At 45.6% G+C, this 24,211-nt stretch carries 18 protein-coding genes; 6 read left to right on the top strand and 12 right to left on the bottom strand.

The features are described 5' to 3' along the window. The coding region (locus JCM15548_RS17270; RefSeq protein WP_083985221.1) for an Lrp/AsnC ligand binding domain-containing protein at positions 1-377 on the top strand (377 nt) is incomplete at its 5' end. 42 nt (positions 378-419) lie between these two features. Here JCM15548_RS17270 and JCM15548_RS17265 read toward each other — a convergent pair. Both JCM15548_RS17265 and JCM15548_RS17260 read right to left on the bottom strand, forming a co-directional pair. Next, a complete protein-coding gene (locus tag JCM15548_RS17265; RefSeq protein WP_062127986.1) occupies positions 420-1,337 on the bottom strand; it encodes a bifunctional metallophosphatase/5'-nucleotidase in 918 nt (305 codons plus the stop codon). A gap of 20 nt (positions 1,338-1,357) precedes the next feature. Further along, entirely contained in the window at positions 1,358-2,119 is a 762-nt protein-coding gene (locus tag JCM15548_RS17260) for a 5'-nucleotidase C-terminal domain-containing protein (protein ID WP_062127984.1), read from the bottom strand. Positions 2,120-2,297: 178 nt separating this feature from the next. On the opposite strand from JCM15548_RS17260, the gene JCM15548_RS17255 reads away from it, so the two are divergent. Continuing rightward, positions 2,298-3,041, top strand: coding sequence for a uracil-DNA glycosylase (locus JCM15548_RS17255; RefSeq protein WP_062127982.1), 744 nt, complete (start codon positions 2,298-2,300; stop codon positions 3,039-3,041). Here the strand turns inward: JCM15548_RS17255 and JCM15548_RS17250 are convergent. The 4 genes from JCM15548_RS17250 to JCM15548_RS17235 form a co-directional block, all read right to left on the bottom strand. Continuing rightward, the gene (locus JCM15548_RS17250) at positions 3,038-4,042 is read right to left on the bottom strand and encodes a PorP/SprF family type IX secretion system membrane protein (RefSeq protein WP_062127980.1); all 1,005 of its coding nucleotides are present in this window, start codon (positions 4,040-4,042) and stop codon (positions 3,038-3,040) included. The two genes, JCM15548_RS17255 and JCM15548_RS17250, sit on opposite strands and share 4 nt — an antisense overlap. 6 nt (positions 4,043-4,048) lie before the next feature. After that, a complete protein-coding gene (locus JCM15548_RS17245; RefSeq protein WP_062127978.1) occupies positions 4,049-4,984 on the bottom strand; it encodes a T9SS type B sorting domain-containing protein in 936 nt (311 codons plus the stop codon). Positions 4,985-5,050: 66 nt separating this feature from the next. Then, positions 5,051-6,088 (bottom strand): PorP/SprF family type IX secretion system membrane protein, encoded by a 1,038-nt coding sequence (locus tag JCM15548_RS17240; protein ID WP_062127976.1) that lies wholly within the window; start codon positions 6,086-6,088, stop codon positions 5,051-5,053. A 65-nt stretch (positions 6,089-6,153) separates the two neighbouring features. Continuing rightward, entirely contained in the window at positions 6,154-11,310 is a 5,157-nt protein-coding gene (locus JCM15548_RS17235; RefSeq protein ID WP_062127974.1) for a T9SS type B sorting domain-containing protein, read from the bottom strand. A 541-nt stretch (positions 11,311-11,851) separates the two neighbouring features. Between JCM15548_RS17235 and thrA the strand changes: the two genes are divergently transcribed. Together thrA and JCM15548_RS25790 are read left to right on the top strand one after the other, a co-directional pair. Further along, complete coding sequence (thrA, locus tag JCM15548_RS17230) at positions 11,852-14,002, top strand: bifunctional aspartate kinase/homoserine dehydrogenase I (protein WP_262487123.1); 2,151 nt, start codon at positions 11,852-11,854, stop codon at positions 14,000-14,002. Beyond that, positions 13,978-14,283 carry a hypothetical protein gene (locus JCM15548_RS25790; RefSeq protein ID WP_262487122.1) on the top strand — a complete coding sequence of 102 codons (306 nt, stop codon included), beginning with the start codon at positions 13,978-13,980 and terminating at the stop codon, positions 14,281-14,283. The genes thrA and JCM15548_RS25790 overlap by 25 nt, the downstream gene beginning before the upstream one ends. Positions 14,284-14,543: 260 nt before the next feature. Here JCM15548_RS25790 and JCM15548_RS17225 read toward each other — a convergent pair whose 3' ends face one another. The 5 genes from JCM15548_RS17225 to JCM15548_RS17205 form a co-directional block, all read right to left on the bottom strand. After that, on the bottom strand, positions 14,544-15,290 hold the full coding sequence (locus JCM15548_RS17225; RefSeq protein WP_062127972.1) for a GIN domain-containing protein: 747 nt from the start codon (positions 15,288-15,290) through the stop codon (positions 14,544-14,546). Positions 15,291-15,447: 157 nt separating this feature from the next. After that, positions 15,448-16,563, bottom strand: coding sequence for an acyloxyacyl hydrolase (locus JCM15548_RS17220; RefSeq protein WP_062127971.1), 1,116 nt, complete (start codon positions 16,561-16,563; stop codon positions 15,448-15,450). A gap of 113 nt (positions 16,564-16,676) precedes the next feature. After that, entirely contained in the window at positions 16,677-18,569 is a 1,893-nt protein-coding gene (gene speA / locus JCM15548_RS17215; RefSeq protein ID WP_062127969.1) for a biosynthetic arginine decarboxylase, read from the bottom strand. Between the two features lie 89 nt (positions 18,570-18,658). Next, a complete protein-coding gene (locus JCM15548_RS17210) occupies positions 18,659-19,672 on the bottom strand; it encodes a cellulase family glycosylhydrolase (RefSeq protein ID WP_062127967.1) in 1,014 nt (337 codons plus the stop codon). A gap of 141 nt (positions 19,673-19,813) precedes the next feature. After that, positions 19,814-20,785, bottom strand: a complete 972-nt coding sequence (locus tag JCM15548_RS17205; protein WP_083985220.1) for a glycoside hydrolase family 43 protein — start codon at positions 20,783-20,785, stop codon at positions 19,814-19,816. 250 nt (positions 20,786-21,035) lie between these two features. Here JCM15548_RS17205 and JCM15548_RS17195 point away from each other — a divergent pair, with 250 nt between their 5' ends. Both JCM15548_RS17195 and JCM15548_RS17190 read left to right on the top strand, forming a co-directional pair. Next, entirely contained in the window at positions 21,036-22,286 is a 1,251-nt protein-coding gene (locus tag JCM15548_RS17195; protein ID WP_062127963.1) for a DEAD/DEAH box helicase, read from the top strand. Positions 22,287-22,668: 382 nt separating this feature from the next. Then, positions 22,669-23,229 (top strand): hypothetical protein, encoded by a 561-nt coding sequence (locus JCM15548_RS17190; RefSeq protein ID WP_157482899.1) that lies wholly within the window; start codon positions 22,669-22,671, stop codon positions 23,227-23,229. A gap of 118 nt (positions 23,230-23,347) precedes the next feature. Here JCM15548_RS17190 and JCM15548_RS17185 read toward each other — a convergent pair whose 3' ends face one another. Continuing rightward, on the bottom strand, positions 23,348-23,929 hold the full coding sequence (locus JCM15548_RS17185; RefSeq protein ID WP_062127960.1) for a thioredoxin family protein: 582 nt from the start codon (positions 23,927-23,929) through the stop codon (positions 23,348-23,350). Positions 23,930-24,211 lie beyond the last annotated feature (282 nt).

The following is a 24,211-nucleotide window of genomic DNA, read 5'->3' as shown; positions in this document are numbered from 1 at the left end:
CCAGAGAGTGCAAAGTGTCCGGTGCAGCCATTCATCAGCGCATTCAGAGATTGATGAACATTGGTGTTATTAAGGGATCGGAATTTGTGCTCAATCCCACAAAAGTCGGTTACCATACCTGTGCTTTTATGGGCGTGTTTTTGAAGAAGGCCAGCTTATTTGACAAGGTGGTACAAATGTTGGAGCAAATTCCGGAAATTGTTGAGTGTCACTACACGACCGGACAGTATGCCATTTTTATCAAGATTTATGCGCAAAGCAATGAGCATTTGAAGCGCATTCTTCACGATAAATTACAGTCCATCCCGGGCATCTCATCCACCGAAACCATTATTTCACTGGATGAATCCTTTAAGCGTCAGATTCCGGTGGAGTAGTTTTTTAAAGGAAAATATTGTTTAAAACAAATAGCCCCCTGCCTATTTTAGGCTGGGGGTTTCTATTTGATAGACCTGTTGGTTATTCAGGTCTTTGCTAAAAACCAGGTCTATTCTTCCCATGCGCACACCATTTTGCCCCGAGTGCAGGATCAGAATCTCTTTGCCTGCTGCATTGGTCTCAACAATGGGCTCATCCAGGAAGGTATGGGTATGTCCACCTAAAATAATGTCAATGTGTTTGGATTCAGCTGCCAGCTGAAAATCGTCCTTTCTGCCTTTATTCATTTTTAATCCGAGGTGCGACAAAGCAATCACCAGGTCGCAACCATGCTCCTTTTTGAGCTTTTCTGCTGTGGCATCTCCCACGGAAATGGGATCGGACCAGACCATGCCTTTGTAGTTGGAAGGAGCTACCAGCCTCTCCGGGTCAATGCCAAGTCCGGTTATCCCCACTTTAACAGGTCCCCTGTTGATGATCAGCCAGGGCGCAATTTTTCCTGCCAAAGGTGTGTTTTCAAACGAATAATTGGCACTCACAAAAGGAAAACCAGCGTGTTGTAATTGATGGTTGAGCGACTCAAGACCATTATCAAACTCATGATTCCCAATTGTGGCAGCGTCATAGCCCATCTTCGTCATCAACTTCAGTTCCAGACTCCCTTCATAAAAATTGAAATAGGGGGTGCCCTGAAATATATCTCCTGAATCTAAAAGCAAAACATGGTCGTTCTCTTTTCTGATTTTGTTCACGATCGCTGCCCTTTGAGCAAAACCACCCATGCCTGGAAAGCGTGTGTGATTCATCGGCATCGGGTCGATGTGGCTGTGAACATCGCTGGTGTGAAGAATGACAAGGCGGGTTTCCTTATTTCCGGAAAAGGCCCGGCTTCCCATGGGGAGGGTTAATAGGGCTGCACCGGCAACGGCTTTTTTTATAAATTCTCTTCTGTTTGGCATTTTTTCCGACTTATAGGGTTTTATCTGACATCTGTAATGCGCACACCCATCTCTGGTGAAATGATTTGATTCTGTTCCGACATGGATTTAATGCGTTCAATGATCAGGTCGCGAATGGTATAATTTGAAATAAGATGTCTGTCTGATTTTCCAAAAATGGTATAGCCATCGCCCCCCTCTGCCAGATAGTCGGAGGTCACCACCCAATAGTCTTCCGATTCATCAATCGGCCGACCATCAATCCTTATGGAGGTGGCACCTTCATCCGTCAGGGTGAAAGTGGCGCCAGACAGGCCATCCCCATTTTCATGGGCCATTAATTGAAAGAATTGCTGCATTTGCTCTCCGCTCAGTAATACCGCCGTCATCAAATTCTCGAAGGGCATCATTTCGTAGGCATTGCGCAGCAGGACGGGACCTTCGGGCATGGGCGCCCGGAGACCTCTGACATTGACCAGTGCTACCAATTTGGGTCGGGTATAGCCCTGAGTTTCCAAATATTGATATCCTGCATCGTAAACCAAATCGGCTACAAAAGAGGAGAGGGGACTTTCAGGTTTGAATGAGCGCATGGAAGCGCTACTGGTTCCAATGACCGTGTTCATGGATAAATTTAAAGAGTCCCGGAAGGGCTTTATTACGGCATCAATGGTGCTGTCGATGGCAGCCGGTTGGTCTACCTGAATAAATTCGTGGTGCGTCAGTTTGTGTGAAAGGGGTTGGTTGACGCATCCACCAGTGATTAAGCTGATTAAAATAAAGAAAAAGAAGGTTTGTCGCATGGTCAACTATTTTCTATAAATATAGATATTTTGGTACAATTGGCAGGTAAAAGGGAGCCCCCATGTATTATTAAATGGTTATTTTTAGGGCTGGTTTATGACAAAGATCGTTAGGTTAATAGGTCATTTACCAAACAATAGCGAACTAATATCATACGAATAGGTAAAATAACAAATAATGAGTGACCAAAGTTCACTAATCCCATTGCAAGTGCATCCCTCCTGGGAGCCTTTTTTAAATGAAGAGGGCTATGCTTTATTGGAAACGATTGCGCCAAAGATTCTGAATGGCGCCCCCTTTACACCTCCGCCTGAATATATGCTCCGCTTTCTGACGCTGGATTTAGATGCGGTGAAAGTCCTTATTCTTGGTCAGGATCCCTATCCCCAAGCCGGTGTGGCCACCGGACGCGCCTTTGAGGTGGGCCCCTTAAAATCGTGGACGGCCCCTTTTAGAAATACCAGTCTCCGAAACATTGTCAGAGCCGTTTACGATGCGGAGTATGGTGAAAAACGAACTTTTAGAGAAATAGTGGGCCGTTTAAATTCAATATTTGAAGGGGTTAAGCTTTTGCCACCCGACCAGCTCTTTAAGTACTGGGAGCAACAGGGCGTTCTGTTGTTGAATACCTCCTTCTCCTGCGAAGTGGGCAAACCCGGCAGTCACGCCGCCCTCTGGCGTCCGTTTACCACTGCATTAATGACCTACATCAATCATCGAAATCCGGACATTTATTGGCTGTTATGGGGCAATCATGCCCGGGAGGCCGTGCGTCACATGTCACCCCGGAACGTGTTGCTGAGTTGCCATCCCATGATTTGTCATGAGCGGGCGGATGATTTCCTATATGGTCACACCAATCATTTTAAAGCAACCAGTGCGTTGATCGACTGGAGCGGCATCCGTCAGACAAAGTCCTAAAAATAGCGGATGGATCGGGTTTTTCCATCATCGGTGGCCGCTTTTTTGCTTCTGAATTCACGGTCGAGGTTGGGTACAAAATACTGAAAGAGGTCGATTGATAAAGTCAATTCCTGAAAGTTAACCAGATTTAAAGGTTGGCTGCTTACCGGAAAATCATAGGAGTAGGTCAGGCCCACGTTCTCATTGATTTGAACACCCAATATCAGCGCCGCAGATTGGTTGAGGCGATAAGAGGCCCCTGCTGAAAAATAGCCATTGTAATTATAGAGGGCGCTCATGTCGTAAGAGTTTTCATAAGCTTCCTCTATTCGGGCAATGCCTGAGAGTCGGACAAAGTGATCTCTTGCAACGGAAACATTAAAGCCGGCGGAAAGAAAATAGGGCGTGGTCCGCCTGTAGGCCAACTGACTCTCACCGGGATAGCTCATATTGGCGGGGAGAATGGAGGGCATGGAAAAACTCAGATAATAAAGGGGTGAATAGAGAACGAAACCTGTTCCAAAGGTGGGGGTCATCCCATTCTCAATGTTGTTTTGAAAGTTGGGGTCCGTTGGGTCGTTTAAATCCAGTTTGTTGAGGGTTACCCAATGGTTGTTAAGTCCCGCATTGAGTCCCGCCGATAACAAATGATTGTGATTGATCCTGAGCAGGTAAGCGTAGGATAAAGAAAAATGATTGGCGATTACCGGACCGGCGATGTCCGACATGAGGGAGGCGCCGACCGACATTTTTGTGTCGTTAATGGGCGTGTGAGCGCCCATATAATAAGTCATGGGTGCTCCCTCTACACCAATCCATTGTTGTCGGGTCGTAAAGTCAATGGCCAGAGCGTTTCTGGAACCGGCATAGGCCGGGTTCATCCAAAGCGGACTGTTGGTATATTGGGTAAAGACGGGATTTTGTTGCGCAGAAACAAGCAAAGACAGACACCCGAGCCATATGGCCATCAGGTAACTGATCCATCCTCTGTTGTTGGTATGTTGCTTTTTATATTTCAATTTTAACTACCTGCTTAAATAAATAAATCCTTTAAAATCGCCGATGCCATCCACCTGAATCAGGTAGTAATAGGCGCCTGATTCCAGCCGTTTTCCCTTATAACTTCCGGTATTGGCGTAACCGTCCCAGTTGTTGTTAAACTGTTGGTCTTCATAGAGTAATACCCCCGTCCGGTCGTAAATATAAATGACCATATTGGCAACGTCCTGAAAATCCGGTATGGTAAAAGTGTCGTTAATGCCATCGCCATTGGGCGAAAAGCCTTCTGGAATAAAAAAGACCTGTTCCACATCCTGGTCCAGTGAAAGAAAAAGCCAGGCCTGGTCACAGTCTCCCTCCTTATCACAAACTCTATACAATAAAGAATCCCCTTCCGCAGAATACCGGTTGATGTTGGGGACAATTCTAAAGTCATTGTCCACGGTGGCCGTGCTATTGTTGAAATTGGTAATGATATCGATACTTATGGGAAGGTCGTACAGGTACTCATCATTGTTGAGCACATCAATGGTCAGGTTTTTAATCTGATAGCTGATGACCGTATCATTATGGGCCACGGGGACAAAGTCGTAGTCGTCAACGTTGACGAAAACCTTGGCTGCCCCACAATACCCCGAAGTGTTGCAAATGCGGTAAACAAAGGAATCGGATCCAATGAAATAGTTTTCAGGTTTGTATAGGATGGTATTGTGTTCAGTTATGGCGGCTGTTCCGTGAATGGGAGGAACAGTTATTTCGATTCCTCTGATGCCACTCCCGATGCCGTAATCATTTTTGGTAACATTGATTTCAGTCGGCGTCATTTTAAAGGTGCCGGCAAAATCATCGTTAGCCACGACAGGGGTATTGGCCGATACCTTTTCTTGTCCGTAAACCCATAGGTTTTTGAACGAGCCCTGCAACAATATGATAGCGGTTATAATTATTAAAGCTTTCCTCATGGAATCAGTCCTGCTTTGTGTGGGTTATTCACTATGACAATATAATCATTACTCATTAAAATGGGATTATCTCCGCCTGAATAAGCCCCGTTTTTTTCTTGGAGATTGGTCCAATTCGAGATTAAGCATCTGGTCCCTTTCTGAACAGGGCAGAGACCTTGTTCTATTACCATAACAGAAATTGTAGCCTGCCACCAGCATAAAGGCACTGCCAAATTGCCCCTGTGCCGAGGTTAATCCAAGCTGGTGCTCCAGTCCCACGTTCAATCCCCTGTAATTAATGCCAATCGTTGTCGCCGCTCCCAGACTCATCCCAAACTCGTGATCTAAGGCTCGGCGGTAGGCAATAATACCCCAAAGAGAAAAGTCTTCATTGAAAGTAGGGACATCCATTTTCATGTTGACGTCTAACCGACTGTCTTCCATTGAATTTTGGCGGTAATAAACCAGAGGTTCAAACCAGACATCCCTTCCCGGATATTTGAACACGGTACCTGCATGAAGGTGGATGTCACGAGACAAGTCAGGTTCCCACTCTGAATCGTACATGGGGTTGTTTTGCGGCAGGATATTGGTGACAGCCCCGCCAATGTGGTGCTGATTAATGCGCAGCATTAATCCTGTGTTGGCATTATATCCAAAGCCACTTTCCGAAGCTCCGTTAATAGCCGGGTCGATACCAATGGCTCCAATAAATTCACTTTGATCAATGGTGGCCTGTTCCAACAAAGCAGCCAGTCCAAATACCAGCGAGGTGTTACCTCTGCGGTTTTCCCTGAGTTTAATCTCTACAGAGAAAGCCTGCATAACACTGAACTTTTTGTTATATCCGTTCAAGTCATTGTAGAGATAGGTGCCGGAACCCACATTTTTACCGGCAGGCATTTGCACCGCCAATAATTGCGTTGTTGGCGCAGAATCAAAACCAAACCATTGTCGCTGATAAAATCCATTAATGCTGACACAGCTACGGTTGAAGCCGGCAGCCGAGGGGTTCATCAGAAATAAATCATAAACATACTGGTTGGTAACGAAATATTTTTGGCCAAATAGTCCGGTAAACAGGAGTAAGAATGTTAGTGAAAGGATGAGTTTTCTGATCATTATAATAATGTTGGTTAAGGGGTTTGAGACCGGGGAGGCCTTTGCCTCCCCGGCGCTGAAACTGGTTAGCGTTTTAAAGTAAAGTGGCCTCTGATATACTTATTCACCGGTAATAAGTGAATCACATACCAGTAATCATCCGAAGGAACAGCCTGATTGAGGTATTCCCCGTTCCAGACCGGATCATTGGAGCCATATTTCTTCAGCAATTTGCCATAGCGGTCGTAAATATAAATGATCGATTCCGGCAATTTCTCTATTCCCTCTATCACCCAAGTGTCATTGTAGCCATCTCCGTTAGGCGTGAAGAAGTTCGGCACCGTAATGTCCATGTTGGATTCAAACAAAAAGTGGGTGGATGCCTCACAGCCATGGTTGTCAATTACATAAACGGTGTATTCACCATTTTCCAGATTCTTAAAAGTCTTTTCATTCTGAGGCGCCTGGTCGTTGAGCGTATATGAATAGGGCTCGGTACCACCTTCAGCAAATACCGTCACCTGACGGTAAATGGTCGAGTCAATACCCGCAATCGAAGGCGTGGGATATAGATCAATATTGAAAGTGTCTCGGTGCATCCAGCAACCATCGAAAATTTCAATTACATATTGTCCGCTTTCTTTGGCCAGTAAGGTTTGATCGGTTCCCAAAGTATCAACCCCCGCTTCGTTCACTGTATACCAGTGGTAGGTCGATATGGGAACTTCAATGGGCTCTTCTGTGGAGTCTTCATAGATGGTGTAAACACCTGCATCCAGCTTTTCGACAAAGGGAATGCCATCGGTGGGTTCGCATCCTTCCACATTCCGACCAACCTCATAAAGCGTTGGCAATGCCAGAAGAACAGACTGACTGGCACGCGACCAGCAGCCATCCGTATTCTTTACACGAATCACATTGACGGTATCACTTAGGTTGGCGGTGCGTCGTCTTTCATTCTCAAATTCGCCATCGTGCCAGTGAATTTCATCCCAGGTCGGGAAATCACCGTCCGCTTCAATTTCAACAGGAAGCTGAAAGGGGCACATGTCGATGAGGTTGTTGCCGGGACTGAAGTATACCCATGGAAATTCCAACCAGGATACAGTAGCGTCATCTCTGCCCGCGCAGCCCAAATCATCCGCCACCATAACTGAATAAGTTCCTTCTACCGTTTCAATGGTGTTGGTGTTCCGGATGGTTCTGCCATTGGGCAAGGTCCACATAATGTTATAGACTTCCGGATCAAATTCCACTGAAAGGGAAATGATTTCATCGGGACAAGCTTCGGCATTTGCAATGCTCACATTTGGCAAGTCTCTTATCGTCAAAGCGGTTGTGGCAGAAGTAGTACAGCCATTTTCATCTGTGACGACCAAACTGATATTCCCGGAAGTATTGACCTGGAAAGAGTGATCACCTGCCACCCCATTCCATACATAACTTTCATAACTATCCTCAGCAGTTATCGAGATGGTCTCTCCTTTACAGATTTCGCCTGATGGGGGGAGGTCTAAAGTTGGTGAAGGAAGCACGGTCAGGGTCATGGTACCGCTGGTTATACAGCCATCATTGGTCTCAAAGATCAAGTAGTAGGAGTAGATACCTGCTTCAGAAGGTGAAACCGACAAATCTTCGTTGAGGTACCAAGGTAGTGCTGGTTCTCCTTCCAGATACCAGGAGTATTGCCCGTCGATACTGGCCAGATTTTCAGGAATGCTTAGAAGATAATCTTGCCCCAAACAAATGGTATCATCTTCTATCTCAATATTGGGTGTGTCATAGGAGGATGCATTGGCAAATGCTGATGCAAAGCAGCCCATTCCGTTGAAAACAGTTAAGCGGTAAGAGCCGTGTTTGGTTTCGTTATCTACAATGTAAATTGGAGATGTGTCAATAACTTGGTATTGATCGGTGATTTCCATGCCTGCAGGAGCTTTAAGCCATTCGTAGGCGTCGGGGGAAAGTTCATCATTGTAGTTGGACACATAGGCGTCCAATTGCAACTCAATGGTCTCTCCAGGACAGGCTTCCTGATCTGAAATTGCCAGCTCAGGCGCAGGAACTGTTTTTATAGGAACCGAGTCTCTGGCATTACAGCCATTCTCCATTTTGGCTAAGAGGATATAGGTGCCTGCTATGGTTGCCTCTATCCATGGATTGGTTGACAAGTTATGCACTTCTGGTGATCCATCCTCTGGAACAAAGGACCATTCATAACCATCGAAGTCACGACCGTGGGGATCATTAAATTCAATTTTAATGGTATCCCCTTCACAAATCTTTGAATCTTGCACAAATTCAGGGACTTTGAATTCAAACTTCGGTACCGGTGTCACAACCAAGTCGAAAAAGCCCTCTACCGGACAATTGTTAATCTGATCTTGTGCTTTTACGTAGTATCTGCCAGCAACTGGGTCAGGGATTACTGTGGGATCGCTAGTTGTTACTGTGAGCACATGGTACGACGCCCAAGGGTTCAGATTGGAGTCATCGGTTATTTCGATGGCAGGATTCGAACTTTCATGGTCTGTTTTGAAACTCCATTCGTAATTGAAAAAATTGTCGTTTATTTCAATCTCGAAATCCTGTTGTTCTGGGCATATATAAATGGTACTGAAGTCAAAAACTTCGAGATTGTGTATGGTGAAGGAAGCTGTATCCCTATTTATACAACCGTTATTATCCGTGACTTCAACCCAAACGTATTCTTCTTCTGTGTCCTGCAGTTGAATGCTTTGGGTTGTAGCTCCATTGAACCATAGGATAGAAGTGTGGCTATTGGGCCCAATGTTAAATTCGCCAATATCGCCAGGACAGACGGCATCGTCGTTAATGTCGACCACCGGCAAGTCATGAATGGTCACATCAATGTCCTGAGTCAAAGTACAGCCATCGGCTGTGCTCACTGTCAGTGTGTAAGTGCCCTCATCTACAGGGAAGATATAAGTATCGTTGGAAATGGTTCCGTCGGGAAACACCCACTCGTAGGTGAGAAAGTCAAAAAACGCCGTTCTGAGTTCTGAGCCGGCACAAACTTCTTCTTCTGCATCAAGTGTTATAAATGGTTCTGGACCGGTTGTCACTACAATGGTGTCGGCATGTTCACACTCAATGCCATCCACATTGGTTTTGGCATTCAGAATGATGTGATAAGTGTTGTTGGGCTCTGTTACAAAGGAGTATTCAAAGGTTTGATTGTCGGGCACCAAAACATCATTCACAAACCAACTGTATTCTGCCGGATATTCCAATTCTTCAATGCCCAAATCTACTGGCTCACCGGGACAAACGGTTGTGTCTGCTCCCAAATCAAAATCCGGAATGATGTAATCGATGATGACGGGGTCAGAAGACTGGCAGCTGGAGTTGGGGATTTCTACCCAATACTCGCCGGGTTCTGTGACATAGATCAAATTCTTTCCAGTCTCAAAAGGTTCCACATCGTTGGGGGCATGGTACCAGTCGGCCATAATCCCATTGGTCCGAAGTTCCACATCTTTTCCTATGCATAAGGCACTGGGACCGGAAATCGCCACAGAGTTGTAGGACGAAAAATAACCAAAACTCATACTGGCACCATTGGCATCCAGGACACTTAAATGGAACAGTTCATCATCATATATGGCGTCACTTCCGGCCGACTCTTTAAACTTAACTGTGATGGGCACGCCAGTAGGAAATCCTATATCCTGAGGGAAGTATTTTACAAAGGAGTACCACTGTTCTTCTCCGACAAAATGGGTGTTTTCCATTAAAGTCCATCCGGCCGACGATGCCGTTGAAGTGCTAAAAAGTTCATTGGTGACATCCACCGTTGAGTTGCCCTGTTGATAATAGGCCTCGAAATTGTTTTGTCCGTTATTATCCAGAATGTTTTTATTCTTGGTCAGTATTTGAATAAAAAAGTTGGCATTGTAGATTCTGGCAAAGCTAACCTGTTTGGATCCGGTACATTCCAGTGCAGGGAGCACAGCACTTCCCAGTTCATATTTGTAGCTGGAAACCTGATATACGATTACCGGCTGGTTCGTTTCGATGAAAATGCCATTGTCTGAGATGTTTTCTACATGAAACTCACCCCTGGAGAAAAGCTTGTCGCCGCCTCCATCTTTTACAGCTTCACCATTAATTCTGATAACTGTTGGATCGCCCACCGGCCAGATAAAAACGAGGTTGGAAACTGAAGTGTTCCCGGAATTCTCGTATTGATCCTGATGTTTGGTACCAAAAGAAGGATGCATCGCAATGTACCGGGTGCCGGTGATGGTGATGGGAATGAGTTGGTCACCCACTAAATCGTAGTGGTGATGGTTTTCGGATTCGATTATTGAGTCATCGGAAATAGTGACGGCAATATTTTGGTCAGATTGAACAAAGATACCACCAAGGTGGTGCTCTCTTAATTGACTGTTAGATCTCAGCGAGAAGGTTTGGCCCCGGTCGAGTGTAATGCTAAATGAATTGCCTGCTGTTGGCTTACCCACAAAATGGTGAATGTTTCTGTCAAAATTAATAGTGATGGTCGTATTGTTTTCAGTGGCTACGATATCTACTTTTTCACGGGCTTTAGCCATTGCTCCGAGATTGTAGTATCTGTTTTGTGACGGAATTAAAAACTCTTTTCCCAGTGCATTTCTTCCTTTAAGGTTAAATCGTTCCGGATTCCTGGGGTTGGCCACCTCGTAATAGACAGCAATGTTGGCTCCATTGGTCGATTCGATAAGCAAACCTTTATTCAGGATGGGAATCTGATCGGGACTGGCCACCACCGGATTGCTGTTATTGGTTGGGAATCCTGTCCAGTCGTTGTCCAGAACAAGAGCATTGTTCCATCTGACCGCGTCCATGGTGCCGTTTTCAATGGACCAGAGCATCTGTTCATAAATCAAGCTGTTATCGGCACGCCTGGGTGGCTCAATATTCTGATTAGATACCCAATTGCCAACATTGTTAAAGGCCTTGATGTTCTGACCATAATCGTGGAACTCCACCTTTTCCTGAGAATTGGCGGGTACGGTGATGGTAATGGGATGGAAATCGCTATTGGCTGGCTGAGAAATTTTGACAACCGCAGCGTTTTCGAAGGCGGTAATCCTCAGAATCCCTGGTGTTTTAGCGTGATTCCTCGTTGTTTCAGGGGCCACAAACCAGAAGGTTTGATCGACCTGGGCGTTAAGGTTTAATGAGCTTAATAGCATTAAGCTATAAGTTACCATTAAAATTTGAGTCAATTTTTTCATGGCAAAGGGGGTTTGGTTTTTTCATTTTTTGTAGCAGGAAACACCTAATCACATCTCTGGTTGGAAGTTGTTTTTAGGTGTCTGGTTAATATCCTCTGCAAAGGGCCTTTCCGGAAAAATGTTTTTCTTAACATTTAACAAGAAAGCGTTCGTATGAAACTAAATTTTAAACCGTTGTTTAAAATGGGTCGACAAACTTACAAAAAATTGTATTTAATATTCAAAAGTTTTAAAAAATACGTTTATCAGGTATTTATACTCATTGGTGTAAGTTTTTGTTACATTTAATGGAATTATTTAGTGCTTTGAATCTTTTTAGGGGCTAATTTTGAAGTTGTCTAAATTTTGTTTTTGGAGGATGTTTTAAACGAATGTAACTTTTATAAAAGTCAAAATAACCGAATATGTCAGCTCTATTTGTGGAGATTTCAGTTTCTTAAGTGCTGGTTGCTTTGTCCCTTGGTATTTTTATGTATTTTTGCTGAAAGAACAGGCTTTTTAATGGCTGTTCTAAATTGAACATAAGTAAAATATTTGTAGGATGAGAGTTTTGAAATTTGGAGGAACTTCAGTAGGTTCTGCTGAAACCATTGCGAGGGTTAAGGATATTGTTTTATCTGTTAAAAATGAACCTGTTGTGGTGGTGGTTTCTGCAGTTGGAGGTATTACAGACCGCTTAATAAAAACCGCAAATATGGCCGGTTCCGGCAACGAAGCCTGCTTTGATCATTTGCAATCCATCATAGAAACCCATCAACAAATCATTGCCAAGCTTTTTGATCCGGTTGGTGTTAAAAAAGTGAGTGCCCTTATTGAGCATGATATTGAAGAGCTGCGCATCATTCTAAAGGGTGTGTTTTTAATCAGGGAACTGAGTCGCAAAAGCTTCGAAAGTTTATCAGGTATTGGTGAAAGGTTATCCTCTAAAATAATTGCCACTTATCTGGGCGCTCAATGGTACGACAGCAGACAATATATAAAAACCAACCTTGAATATGGCCGCAACCAGGTGCTTGTCAACGAGACCGATCAGTTGCTGGCAGACATGAAAGGTCAGTTGGGCCAGCTTTCCTTATTCCCAGGCTTCATCAGCAGCAATGCTAAAAATGAAAACACCACCTTAGGTCGTGGAGGTTCTGATTATACAGCTGCCATACTGGCGGCTGCCTTTGATGCTGCCACACTGGAAATATGGACCGACGTGGATGGATTCATGACCGCAGACCCAAGAGTCATTAGTCGGGCCTATTGCATCGATCACCTGAGCTATGCTGAAGCCATGGAGCTTTCGCACTTTGGTGCGAAAGTGATTTATCCGCCCACCATCATTCCTGCCTTTCAGAAAAAGGTCCCCATACTTATAAAAAATACGTTCAATCCCAATGCCAAAGGTACCTTGATCAGTCAGATGGCTGAATCATCTTTGGCCCAGCAAATAAAAGGGATTTCTTCCATCAAAGACGTGTCACTGGTTACCGTTCAAGGCATTGGCATGGTAGGCGTTACAGGTATTTCTATGCGCTTGTTTTCCTGTCTGGCTGCCCGTGAGGTGAATGTGATTCTTATTTCACAGGCTTCTTCCGAGAACAGTATCAGTCTGGTGATTGAAACCGAACAGACCGCTGTGGCCCGCGCGGCCATTGAAAATGAATTCTACAGGGAGATGGCCAATCGCCAGATCAACCGGGTGATGGTGGATGACGAAATGGCTGTTGTGGCTATTGTGGGAGAGAAGATGAAGCAAACCACCGGTATAGCGGGACAACTGTTCAACAGTGTGGGCAAAAACGGGGTGAACGTTTTTGCCATTGCGCAGGGTGGATCAGAGATAAACATCTCTTTTGTGATCAAGGAACGCGACATAAGAAAGGCGCTCAATGTGATTCATGAAGCCTTTTTCTTGTCCGATTACTCTCGTCTCAACTTGTTCTTGGCAGGGAAGGGAACCGTTGGTAGTAAGTTGTTGAAAAAAATTAGCGCGCAGACCAAAAAATTGCAAAAGGAGAACCGTTTGCGCATTCGTCTGGTAGGTGTAGCTGGCAGCCAGTCTATGTTGCTCGACCGGGAAGGTCTTGATCCCGATAAGGTGATAGAGCAGTTGAACAGTGGGGGGACGCCCGGAAGCATTAATGATTTTAAGGATAAAATCATTGCCATGAACGTGGCGAACAGTGTCTTTGTGGATTGCACGGCCAGTGAAGTGGTGGCGGATGTCTATCATGCCTTGCTCGATGCGAACGTTTCGGTGGTCACAGCCAATAAGATTGCCAGTTCTTCGTCCTTCCAACACTACAGTAAATTAAAGGCCACAGCCCGCGAAAAGGGGGTTAAATTTTTCTTCGAAACCAACGTAGGGGCAGGATTACCCATTATAGCACCCATTAACGATTTGGTGCGCAGTGGTGATACCATTGAGCGTCTCGAAGCGGTGGTTTCCGGTACGCTGAATTTCATCGTAAATGAGCTTTCGGAAGAGAAGCCTTTGTCGGAAGTTATCCTGGAGGCCAAGGAAAAAGGATTCAGTGAGCCTGATCCAAGAGTGGATTTAAGTGGAACGGATGTGGTGCGCAAGCTGTTAATTCTGGCCCGGGAGTCGGGTTATCCATTGGAGCAGGAGGATGTGGAGGTAGAACCTTTGTGCCGGCAGAGTATCTCAATCTGCCGTCTTTGGAAGTTTTTATGGAGAAGGTGACCGAATTGAATCCTGTTTTTGAAGCCCGTCGTCAGAAACTGGAAAAAGAAGGGAAGCGCCTGAGGTATGCCGCCCGATTATCGGAAGGGAAAGCCCAGGTGGGACTCATCGAAGTCGGCAAAACACACCCCTTTTACGATCTGGAAGGCAGCAACAACATCATTTTGATCTGGTCAGAAAACTACAATGAACACCCCATGCAGGTGAAGGGTTATGGGGCTGGTGCTGAGGTGACGGCTGCGGGGGTTTTTGCGGATATCATAAAGGTCGCCAACGTCTAAAAGTTTGTTCCTAAAGCCCCATTTACTGTCCCGAAAAATCGGGATAGACTGTTACGCTTGTCGCCAAAATACTCATTTATACAAGTTAAATTCCGTTTTTGGCGACTTCGCAAGCCTTGTAAATGGACCTTTATATACAAACTTTAAGTAATGGTTATCCTTGGTTTCAAAGACTTAAAGGCTGGTCTTTTTTTCGAAGACTGTAAAGCTGGTCTTTTTCTTAATGGTACTGTTAGGAGCTGTATTTTGAGTTCGCCTGTTCAGAAGGGGATGGCTTTGCCGGTGGCGGTCATGACGGTGTTTTTGCGTTGTTCAAAGGTCAGGTCCGGCGATCCGGTGTAGAAGGCATTGCCGGTTGAAAAGATGGTGACTTGCAATTGATCGGCGACATTCAGGTAGCAATCCCCGTAAGATTTATGAATAAGAGTGGTGTTTTGAGTTGACAAATCCACCGCTTCAATATCGGTGCCCCCCTGAATGTGGTAGAGGGCGTTATCTATCTGGCCTGAAAGCGTGTGTTTGCTTTTATTGATGCCGCCATAAACCGAAATGGATAAAGAATGGCCCTTCAGCGTCATGTCACTGGTCGTAAAAATCCCTTTGCCATTGACGACTAAAGATAAATGGTTGATGTGAAGTGTGTCCCCCAAGGTGCTGATCTGGCAAGGTGAATTGGCCGTAATGCGGTTGAAATCCGGACTGTAGACATATAAGTCCGCAATTTTGCTGTCCTGCAGCCAGTCAATGTTTTGGTGTCGTATGGTCAGTTTGCTCTCCTCCTGAATCAGGTCATAGCCCTCCACAATAAAATCCATGCCCGACAACTTCAGAGATGTGCTTTCACTATTCACGAGGATGAGGCGCACAGGCGCCCATATTTCAATGTCATCCGCCCCCGACCACTCCATATCCTGAGTGATTTCATCACCCGTCCGCTTCAGGTCCGTAATGTAACTACAACCCGCCAACATTCCCAATACCAATATTCCAATAACTATATGCTTCATACCATCTCCATTTTATAACCCATTTCTTCCCCACTTACCCCACTCACCCCATCAACCCAATCTACCCCATCTACCCATCCACCCCTTCCTACCCTCTCCGCCTAACAACCTAATTGCCTCTAAACCTCTCAACCTCTCAACCTCTCGACCTAATAACCTATCTCCCCCACCTATACCCCAATCCAAACTCAATAAACTCCGCCGTGAAAAAGTTCGCCTTAATGCCAAAGTGGGCCAAAAGGTTCCCTGTTAGTTTTTGACGCACACCCAAGCGGGCGTAAACCGGTTGTCTCGGTTTCGTAGCGTGGTAAAGATAACCACCTGCAGCAATGTACAAAGCCGTAGAGCCCATATGTGATTCCATGGTGCCAAACAGACCGGCATACAGCTCATCTTTAAAGCTGTAAACCGCATTTTCATCCATGTCCTGAAAGTTTTTGGAAGCCAGAGGGGCGCCACCAAAACGAATAAAATCCAGTCCCAGTCCGTATGCCCTGGTTTTGGTGGTATACCAAAGATGGGTGGTGGTGAGGCTGCCCGACCAGTAAATCGTGGGGTTGTAGGCTGCGGCCTGGTTTCTTCCTGCACTGAGGGTGGTGAGCCATTCCCTGGCCGAAGAGGGTGGGGGACTGACCGGATGATAATCGGGCGCTTTGACAGGGGACAGTTCGTAAATGGCCCCCAGCGTAAAAGTCGCTGTATTGATGCCGTTGTTGGGCTTTCGGGACGATCCGTTGCTCATGTGGTTGAGTGAAAAACTGCCGGAAAGGGCTACCCGGTCGGTGACCGGATAGTTCAGGAGAAAGCCAAAACCGATGTAGGCATTTAAATGTGAACCGAAGACCGTGTTATAGGTATTGACGCCCACTTCAAACGGCTTGTTGGCAAAACCCAACCCGAGAGCTACGCGCGATTTGGCTTGCAGTTGCCCCAGCTGGAATAGTCTGAAATTGATAAAAGGATAGATGGCAAAACCTTCCCCGTAAATGTCGGGACGTCCAAAGGTGCTGAACCAAAGTCCGATTCCGGTCTCCGGACGATTGAGGTAGCTTTCCCAGAGGCCCGACCGGTGGCGTTGACGGATCAGGTTGATTTCCCCGCCCCGGGCGTAATCATTGATCAGGTAGGTCATGCTGGTATGGTGGGGAACAACAATGCCCAAATGGTATTTGGCTTCGATGGCGTACCTGGTGCTGTCCTTGTTTCCCCCAAAGGAAACAATCGGGACCAGCCATAAAAGGAATATGATGGAAAGATATTTCGAATGAATCACAGTGCTTTAATTTGAAGCGAAAATAGGTATATTCGCTTGATATGCAAAAAGGGCAACCCGCCAAAAAAAGCCCGGCGAGGTCGCCGGGCTTTCTGAATGTCCGTTAATTTCTTCTATTCCAAATAAGTATAGCCATATAAGCCTGAACGATAGGTGGATAAAAATTCCTTGCCTTCTTCGGCCGTGATCTTTCCGGCTTTTACGGAAGACGTGACCCATGTCTCTACCGTCCGCACCAACTTTTTGGGGTTGTACTGCACATACTCCAAAACCTCAGCGACGGTTTCACCATCAATAATCTGTTCAATTTCATAGCCATCCTTGTCCACCGTGACATGCACCGCGTTGGTGTCACCGAACAGGTTGTGCAAATCACCCAATATTTCCTGATAGGCACCTACTAAAAATACACCAATATAATAGGTGTCCTTGGCTTTAAGGGGGTGTACCGGCAGGAAATGGCTGATATTGCGGGTAGCAATAAAATTGTCAATTTTTCCGTCCGAGTCACAGGTTATATCTTGCAAAGTGGCATTTCTGGTTGGTTTCTCGTCCAGCCGGTGAATGGGCATAATGGGAAAAATCTGATCGATGGCCCAGGAATCCGGCAATGACTGAAATAGCGAGAAGTTGCAGAAATACTTGTCGGCCAAAATCTTTGACATGTTTTTAAATTCATCCGGAGCATGTTTCAGCGTCGATGCAATTTGGTTGATGTCCTGAGCGATGGACCAAAAAAGCCGCTCTACTTTGGCCCTTGTTATCAGATCAAGAACGCCCAGGCTGTAGCGGTCCAAAGCTTCCTCCCGGATTTGGACCGCGTCGTGCCAGGTTTCCAGCATGCGTGGTTGGTTCACATTGTCCCATAGCTCGTACATTTCCCTGACCAGTTCATGGTCTGCTTCCTGGATATCATCCTCCTCTTTCCACATGGGGGGAGAAGTGGCCTCCAAAACTTCAAAGACCAATACCGAATGGTGGGCGGTTAAGGAACGGCCCGATTCCGTGATCACATTTGGGTGGGGAAGGCCATGTTTGTCGGCGGCCACCACAAAATGGGAAATAGAGTCGTTCACATACTCCTGAATGGTATAATTAATGCTGCTTTCGCTGACTGATGAGCGGGTACCGTCGTAATCCACACCAAGACCACCACCAATATCCACAAAGTCGAGTTTGAACCCCAACTTATGTAATTGCACATAAAATTGCGCTGCTTCACGCAGGGCTGTTTTTATGCGGCGGATCTTGGTTACCTGACTGCCAATGTGAAAATGAATTAGACGCAGGCAATCCTTCATTTTATGGAGTTCCATAAAGTCAAGGGCTTCCAGTAATTCACTGGATGAAAGACCAAATTTACTGCTGTCGCCACCCGATTCTTCCCATTTTCCGCTGCCCGTGCTGGCCAGCTTAATGCGAATCCCTATATTGGGTTTAATTTTCAAGCGCTTGGCTATGGAGGTGATTAAGCGCAGTTCATTGAGCTTTTCAACCACGATAAAAATACTCTTACCCATTTTCTGGGCCAATAGCGCTAACTCAATGTAATCCTCGTCCTTATATCCATTACAGATAATCAGTGAGTTGGTTTCTGTATTGATGGCCAAAACGGCGTGCAATTCAGGTTTAGAGCCGGCTTCGAGGCCTATGTTGAATTTTTTGCCGTGACTGACAATCTCTTCCACCACCTGACGCATTTGATTGACCTTGATGGGGTAGATCAGAAAGTTCTGAGCTTTGTACTCGTACTCTTCTGCCGCTTTTTTGAAACATTGTGAGATGGTTTCAATTCTGTTATCGAGAATATCCGGAAAGCGGATGAGCACAGGATTCGGCACATCGCGCACCGTTAGCTCGTCCATGAGCTCTTTTAGTTCAACGCCGGCCCTGTCCTTTTTGGGGGTTACAATAACATTGCCTTTCTCGTTGATGGAAAAGTAATCTACACCCCATCCATTGATGTTGTAGAGTTCTCCCGAATCTTCAATGCGCCATTTTCTCACTTGCTGATACTTGTTTTAAGGTTTATAAATAGAGTGCGAAATAACCACTTTTTTATGAAACATCCACAAAATGAGATGATATTATGTGTTCATTTTATTTTTGATTTCAAATAACCGGATCGGATGGACGTGTTTTGAATGCTTAAAGGGTGATTAATAGATACTTCCAGTCCCCAGTCGGTCAGCCCCTCAAAGGTTCCCCTTCTGTCTCCCCGTGTCATATCCATTTCTTCACAATCGCCATTGCCTACAGCGCCCCACGACCAGGCCAACCAGCCCATTTCATGTTTTTGGCACTGTTCCATAATGGTTATATGATCGATGCTTCTGGCGCAGCCAACACCCATGGGGGCAAACTCTCCCACAATCAGTGGCAGGTTCAGAGCTACAGATTGCTCAATTCCGTGGATGATGCGCTGCTTAGAACCATCTTCAGCCGGCCACCACATGTGCACGGAAAAAATGAGATTGTGTTCCGGATCGTGCTGCAGTAATTCCGGCCCCGTTTCAAGCAAAATATCAAGGTCCTGTCCCCAGCCCGAGGCATCAATGACCAGCGGACATTGGAGGCCCACCGCCCGCAGTCGGTCAATCGCCTTTTTATACCCCTGTAGGAATTGATCCGACTTGATTTCGTGACCACCGCACTCATTGGCAATATTCAGAAGGAGATATTCTTCGTGTTTTTTCAGGACTTCCACCACATCAGGTCTGGTCCAATAATCCACCAGCGAGTCCAGCTTATCCCATTTGCCAGTGGCATCATGCAGTTCAGGCATGGGAAATAGTCCGCTGTTGATGGTGTTCTGCAGAATAAGATCCAGGTTTTCCGGAGAAGCTTTGGCATTGGATGCCTCTGTGAGCCAGACAATGCGCAAAGCATTGGCTCCTGTTTTGGCTATTTCAGGGATGATGGTGTCTCCCAAAAAATCATCGGACCAGATGAACATTTCATTCACACCCCTCATGATGAGTGGTGCACCGCTGGCATCAAAAATGTTTTTACCATCCACATAGATGGTGTTGTGCTGTGGTTCCCGGGTATTATAACATCCGGTCAGCAGAAAGGCCGACAGAAACAGGGTCAAGAAGTAGGTGTGCATGGCTATTTATGTATATGATTAAAAGGGACGGGCTAAAATGATTTTTTTTCGGCGGATCCGGATAAAGATAGGGATTTTTTTAAATTTAAAAAGGGTGTGACCAATACGGTCACACCCTTTTATCGCTTGGGTTATTGCGGGTTAGTCTATCATTGGTACACCAATATCGGTTCTTACAACTTTTTTAATCAAGCCATTTTCATCATATTCCAGTTTGTCGATGCAAACACTTCTGCGGTAGGGGCCACCGTTGGGAAGTCCGGCTGTGTGGTAGATAAAATAGTCATGGCCTTTAAAATGGACAATGGCCTGGTGGTTGGTGGGCGAGTTGGGGATCGTATCGTGAATAACGCCCTGGTATTCCCATGGTCCGTTGATGCTTTTACTGGTGGCATATTCCGTTCTTGAAGGATAGCCGGCAGCATAGGTCATGTAATAGGTGTCACCACGTTTATGCACATACGGTGCTTCAAAGAAATTGGTGAGTCCTTCCACGTTTTGAACCGGTCCATCCAATTCCATCATGTTGTCCTTCATTTTAACCATTCTGACCTCATTCCAGGAACCCCAGAAGAAATAGACCTGACCGTCATCGTCCACATAAACAGCGGGGTCAATATTTAAAGGAATGGAATTCGCGGTGGTGTCTGTAATGAGGGGATCACCAATGGGATCGGTGTAGGGACCTGCCGGATGGTCGGCCACAGCCACTCCCATTGCAAAACCTTCATGGACGCGAGCTGTCGAATCCTTGTGTACCATGGGTACGTACCACCAAAATTTCCCGTGGTTTTCGACGGCGTGACCGGCAAAAGCATTGTGTGCTGCCCATTCAAAATCATTCACTGAAAGAACGGCGCCGTGATTGGTCCAATTGACCATGTCGGTCGTAGAGAACACATACCACCGGCTCATCAAAAAACCATCTACATTCTCTGCCTGTTCATCACTTCCGGTAAAAATGTAGAGCGTATCATTGTGCACCAAAGCACTCGGGTCAGCTGTAAAAGGGGATTTAAAAACAGGGTTTCCGCTGTAGGGCGTTTCCTGGTTGCAGCTCATCAATGCCAGCGTGAAGACAACTGCTCCAATCAACTTCAAAGTTTTCAACATAGTATTTCGATTTATTTAGGTTGCTATTATAATCAGCCGCAAATTAACACCATTTAGGATTTTGTCTGGTTGATTTACCGGTATTATTGGAGGATTAATGTTGAAAGCGTTCCGTTTGATAATGGATGGCTTTTCGTAAAAGCCACTTTTATAATGTATCTTTGCAGCTCTTATTAAAGTCTTTCGTTGCGGGCTTTGATCTGGCGGATGGATACAAATAGGACTCAGAAAGAAATCAAACATTATTAGCATGAAGTTCACAAAGTACAACTTTATACCAGCTTTAACGCAAAATTTGGAGCGCTTAGGATTTAGCAGGCCAACAGATATTCAATATAAGTGTATTCCTCCCATATTAAAAGGAGAAGATGTGCTGGCCATAGCCCAGACCGGAACCGGTAAAACCGCCGCGTTTGCTATTCCCATAACGCAAATCATAGCTACCAGTCATACACCCGTAGAAAGTGGTGCCATGCGCTGTTTGGTGATGGTGCCTACCCACGAACTGGCCATGCAGGTGGCAGGCGTGTTTAAGGAAGTTTCTGCCGGCACCGGCATCAAAGTCATTGGTTTATATGGTGGCGTGGATCAGGATCCGCAAATTGCCCACTTGAAGCATGGGGTGGACGTGTTGGTGGCAACACCTGGCCGGATGTTTGATCTGGCTGCACAGGGGCACCTCAGTTTTAGATCGGTTAAGGTATTGATTCTCGATGAAGCCGATCACATGTTGGAACGTGGTTTTTATGCAGATATGCAACAGTTGGTGCGGCGTATTCCTAGCAGACGGCAAACCCTTTTCTTTTCAGCTACCATTGATGAGCGCATCAAAGATCTGGCCTACGGATTGGTGAAACATGCCGTTCGCATTCAAATATCCCCCAAGGACCCGGTTTCAAAAAACATCGACCACTCGGTGGCCTACGTGGAGATGGATGACAAGCGTTTTTTTCTGGAGCGTATCATCAAGGAACATCCCGAAAGCAAAATCCTGGTTTTTGTACGGACCAAAGTCCGTGCCCAACGAGTGGTCAAAGCCATGGAGCGAATTGGTGTCGCCTGTGAATCGATCCACGGAGACCTTGAGCAAAAAGAACGCTCCAAAGTCATGGACCGATTTCGAGATGGCAGTAATAAAGTCTTGGTAGCCACCGATGTAAGTGCCCGAGGCATTGACATTCCCAGCGTAGAGTATGTGGTGAATTACGACTTGCCCGACATTGCCGAGAATTATGTCCACCGTGTTGGTCGCACCGGTCGCGGCGTTCACAGGGGAACTGCCATTAGCTTTTGCAGCAATGAAGAAAAAGAAATGCTGGAAGAGATTGAGACCTATTTGGATAAACCGGTAAAGGTGTTGCATCTGAGCGAGAATGAGTACGAAAAAACGGTGGATTTGTCCGAAGCCGCGACGCACGATTGGCAATCGGTTGTTAATGAGCTGATTGATTTTGAGGAGTCCGGCAAGAAAGGCAGCAAGAAAAAGAAGAAGAAGAAATAATGGCCGTTCTTTTTGATGGCGCGTCTGGCGAAGCTCTCCCTTTCTTTGAAAGTACAGACAATTCGTGGGGTGTGATGAGGCCCATGTAGACATTGTGTGCGGCAAATATTTGATGTTAATTAGCTTGATTAAGCCTTAATTATTGCTTAAATTTATAGGAGTAAAAGGAAGGTTATAAATAGGGTCTGTGGAAAGCCGAATGATTAAAATGGTTGACATTAATTCTTTTAATTAATTAAGGGATCCTTAATTTTTGAGAAAGCAGCAGGAATATGTAACTAAAAAGTGCTTTGTAACGTTAAAATATGTAAATGGCTTTTCAGCCTGGAAAACGGACTTCATGTCCAGCGAAAGTGCTTATTTGTAATTGGAGGAAACGGTCATGACAAAGAAGCTGGCACGCTTAACCATTATACCTTCACTGCTGTGGTTTTTAACCATTGGTAGCGGGTATTCGCAATGCGACCAAAAAAGCGGGGATGTTGCTCCGTTGTACTTTAGCTATACATACAATACGCCAATTAGTATCGGGCAAATGATGATGTTGGAATATTGGATGGTTTGTGACATGCCCTTCGAGCACGCCGACGAGACTTGTTTTTTTCTGGAGGACTGGATGTTGAATGGAGCACCCGTTCTGGTTTATAATGAAAATGATCTGGAGGATTGGATGCTTGGAGATATCCTGGGTGTGGACATTCCTGATTCTGAAATGAGGGAATGGATGTTTGGTTTTGAGCCTTTGGTGGAAGCTTCTCTTTACAGAACGGATTTAACAGATAACGTTGAGGATTGGATGCTGCAATACAGGATTTCTGCACAACTTTTTATTCAGGAAGCGTTTATGAGTATTACGGACTGGATGTTGAATAATTCCTTCGATGAGCACGAAAGTGCGATGGATATTGAAGATTGGATGGTGGATGGTTTATCGATGAATTAATGAGATGTTGAGGAAATTTGAATCATCGTATTGGTTTGTTAATAGTAAGATGAAGGTGTGTTAATAAAGGGGCTGTCCAAACGGACATCCCCTTTATAAGTTAAATATTGTCAGTCGATCATACCAGATCGCAGGCATCTGCCGGCATCCAATGTCGGTCCTTCCCATCCCATTTCACGTTACAACCAATGGGATTGGTCACCGAATAGGGCGCTTTCTGGCCACTTGTGAGCGCATCCAATACCAATTCCAGGGTGTTTTCGGTCATTTTTGAGGTATCTCTCGGGGTATCAACCCCCCGGCCGGTGTATACCAGTTCCCTGTCCATATTAAAGACATAAAAATGGGGGGTGCGCAGGGCGCCATAGTCCTTGGCAATTTGCTGGCTCTCGTCGTGCAGGTAGGTCCATGGAAATTTGAATTCTTCCATGCGTTTAACCATGTTGGGGAAGCTATCGTCCTCATGGGTGTTTTTACTGTTGGAATTGATTCCCACAAACTGAACGCCTTTGGATTTGAATTTTTCTGCTGTGGTGCGCGTTACTTCATCGGAACCAATGACATAAGGGCAGTGGTTGCAGGTGAAGAATACCACGAGCCATGGGGCATCTGAAAAATCATCCAAAGAGTAAGTTTTCCCATCTGTAGCCGGTAGTTTGAAATCCGGAGCTTTTTGTCCTATTTCTAAAGTGAATGCCATAACTTAAATGTTTTTTTAGAATTTAATTGTCGTATTTGGTAAACAAGTTGGAATGAAAAAGGTTTTTTAGGGGAGGGTAGGAAGGGTAGGAAGGGCAGGAAGGGTTGGTGGGGTAGATTGGGAAGATAGGGTATTAGGTTGAGAGGCGGCGAGGAGGAAGGGTTGGAGGGGTTGATAGGGTATTAGGTCATTAGGTTGATAGGTTGAGAGGCGGAGAGGTTAAGAGGTTGTTAGGTCATTAGGTCGAGAGGCGCAGCGTAGCGGGAGTTGTAACGAAGTGGA

It is taken from the genome of Geofilum rubicundum JCM 15548 (genome assembly GCF_000974365.1).
Classification (GTDB): Bacteria; Bacteroidota; Bacteroidia; order Bacteroidales; family Marinilabiliaceae; genus Geofilum; species Geofilum rubicundum.
The sequence above is the reverse complement of the archived record's forward strand: the minus strand, read 5'-3'. Positions and strand labels throughout refer to the sequence as shown.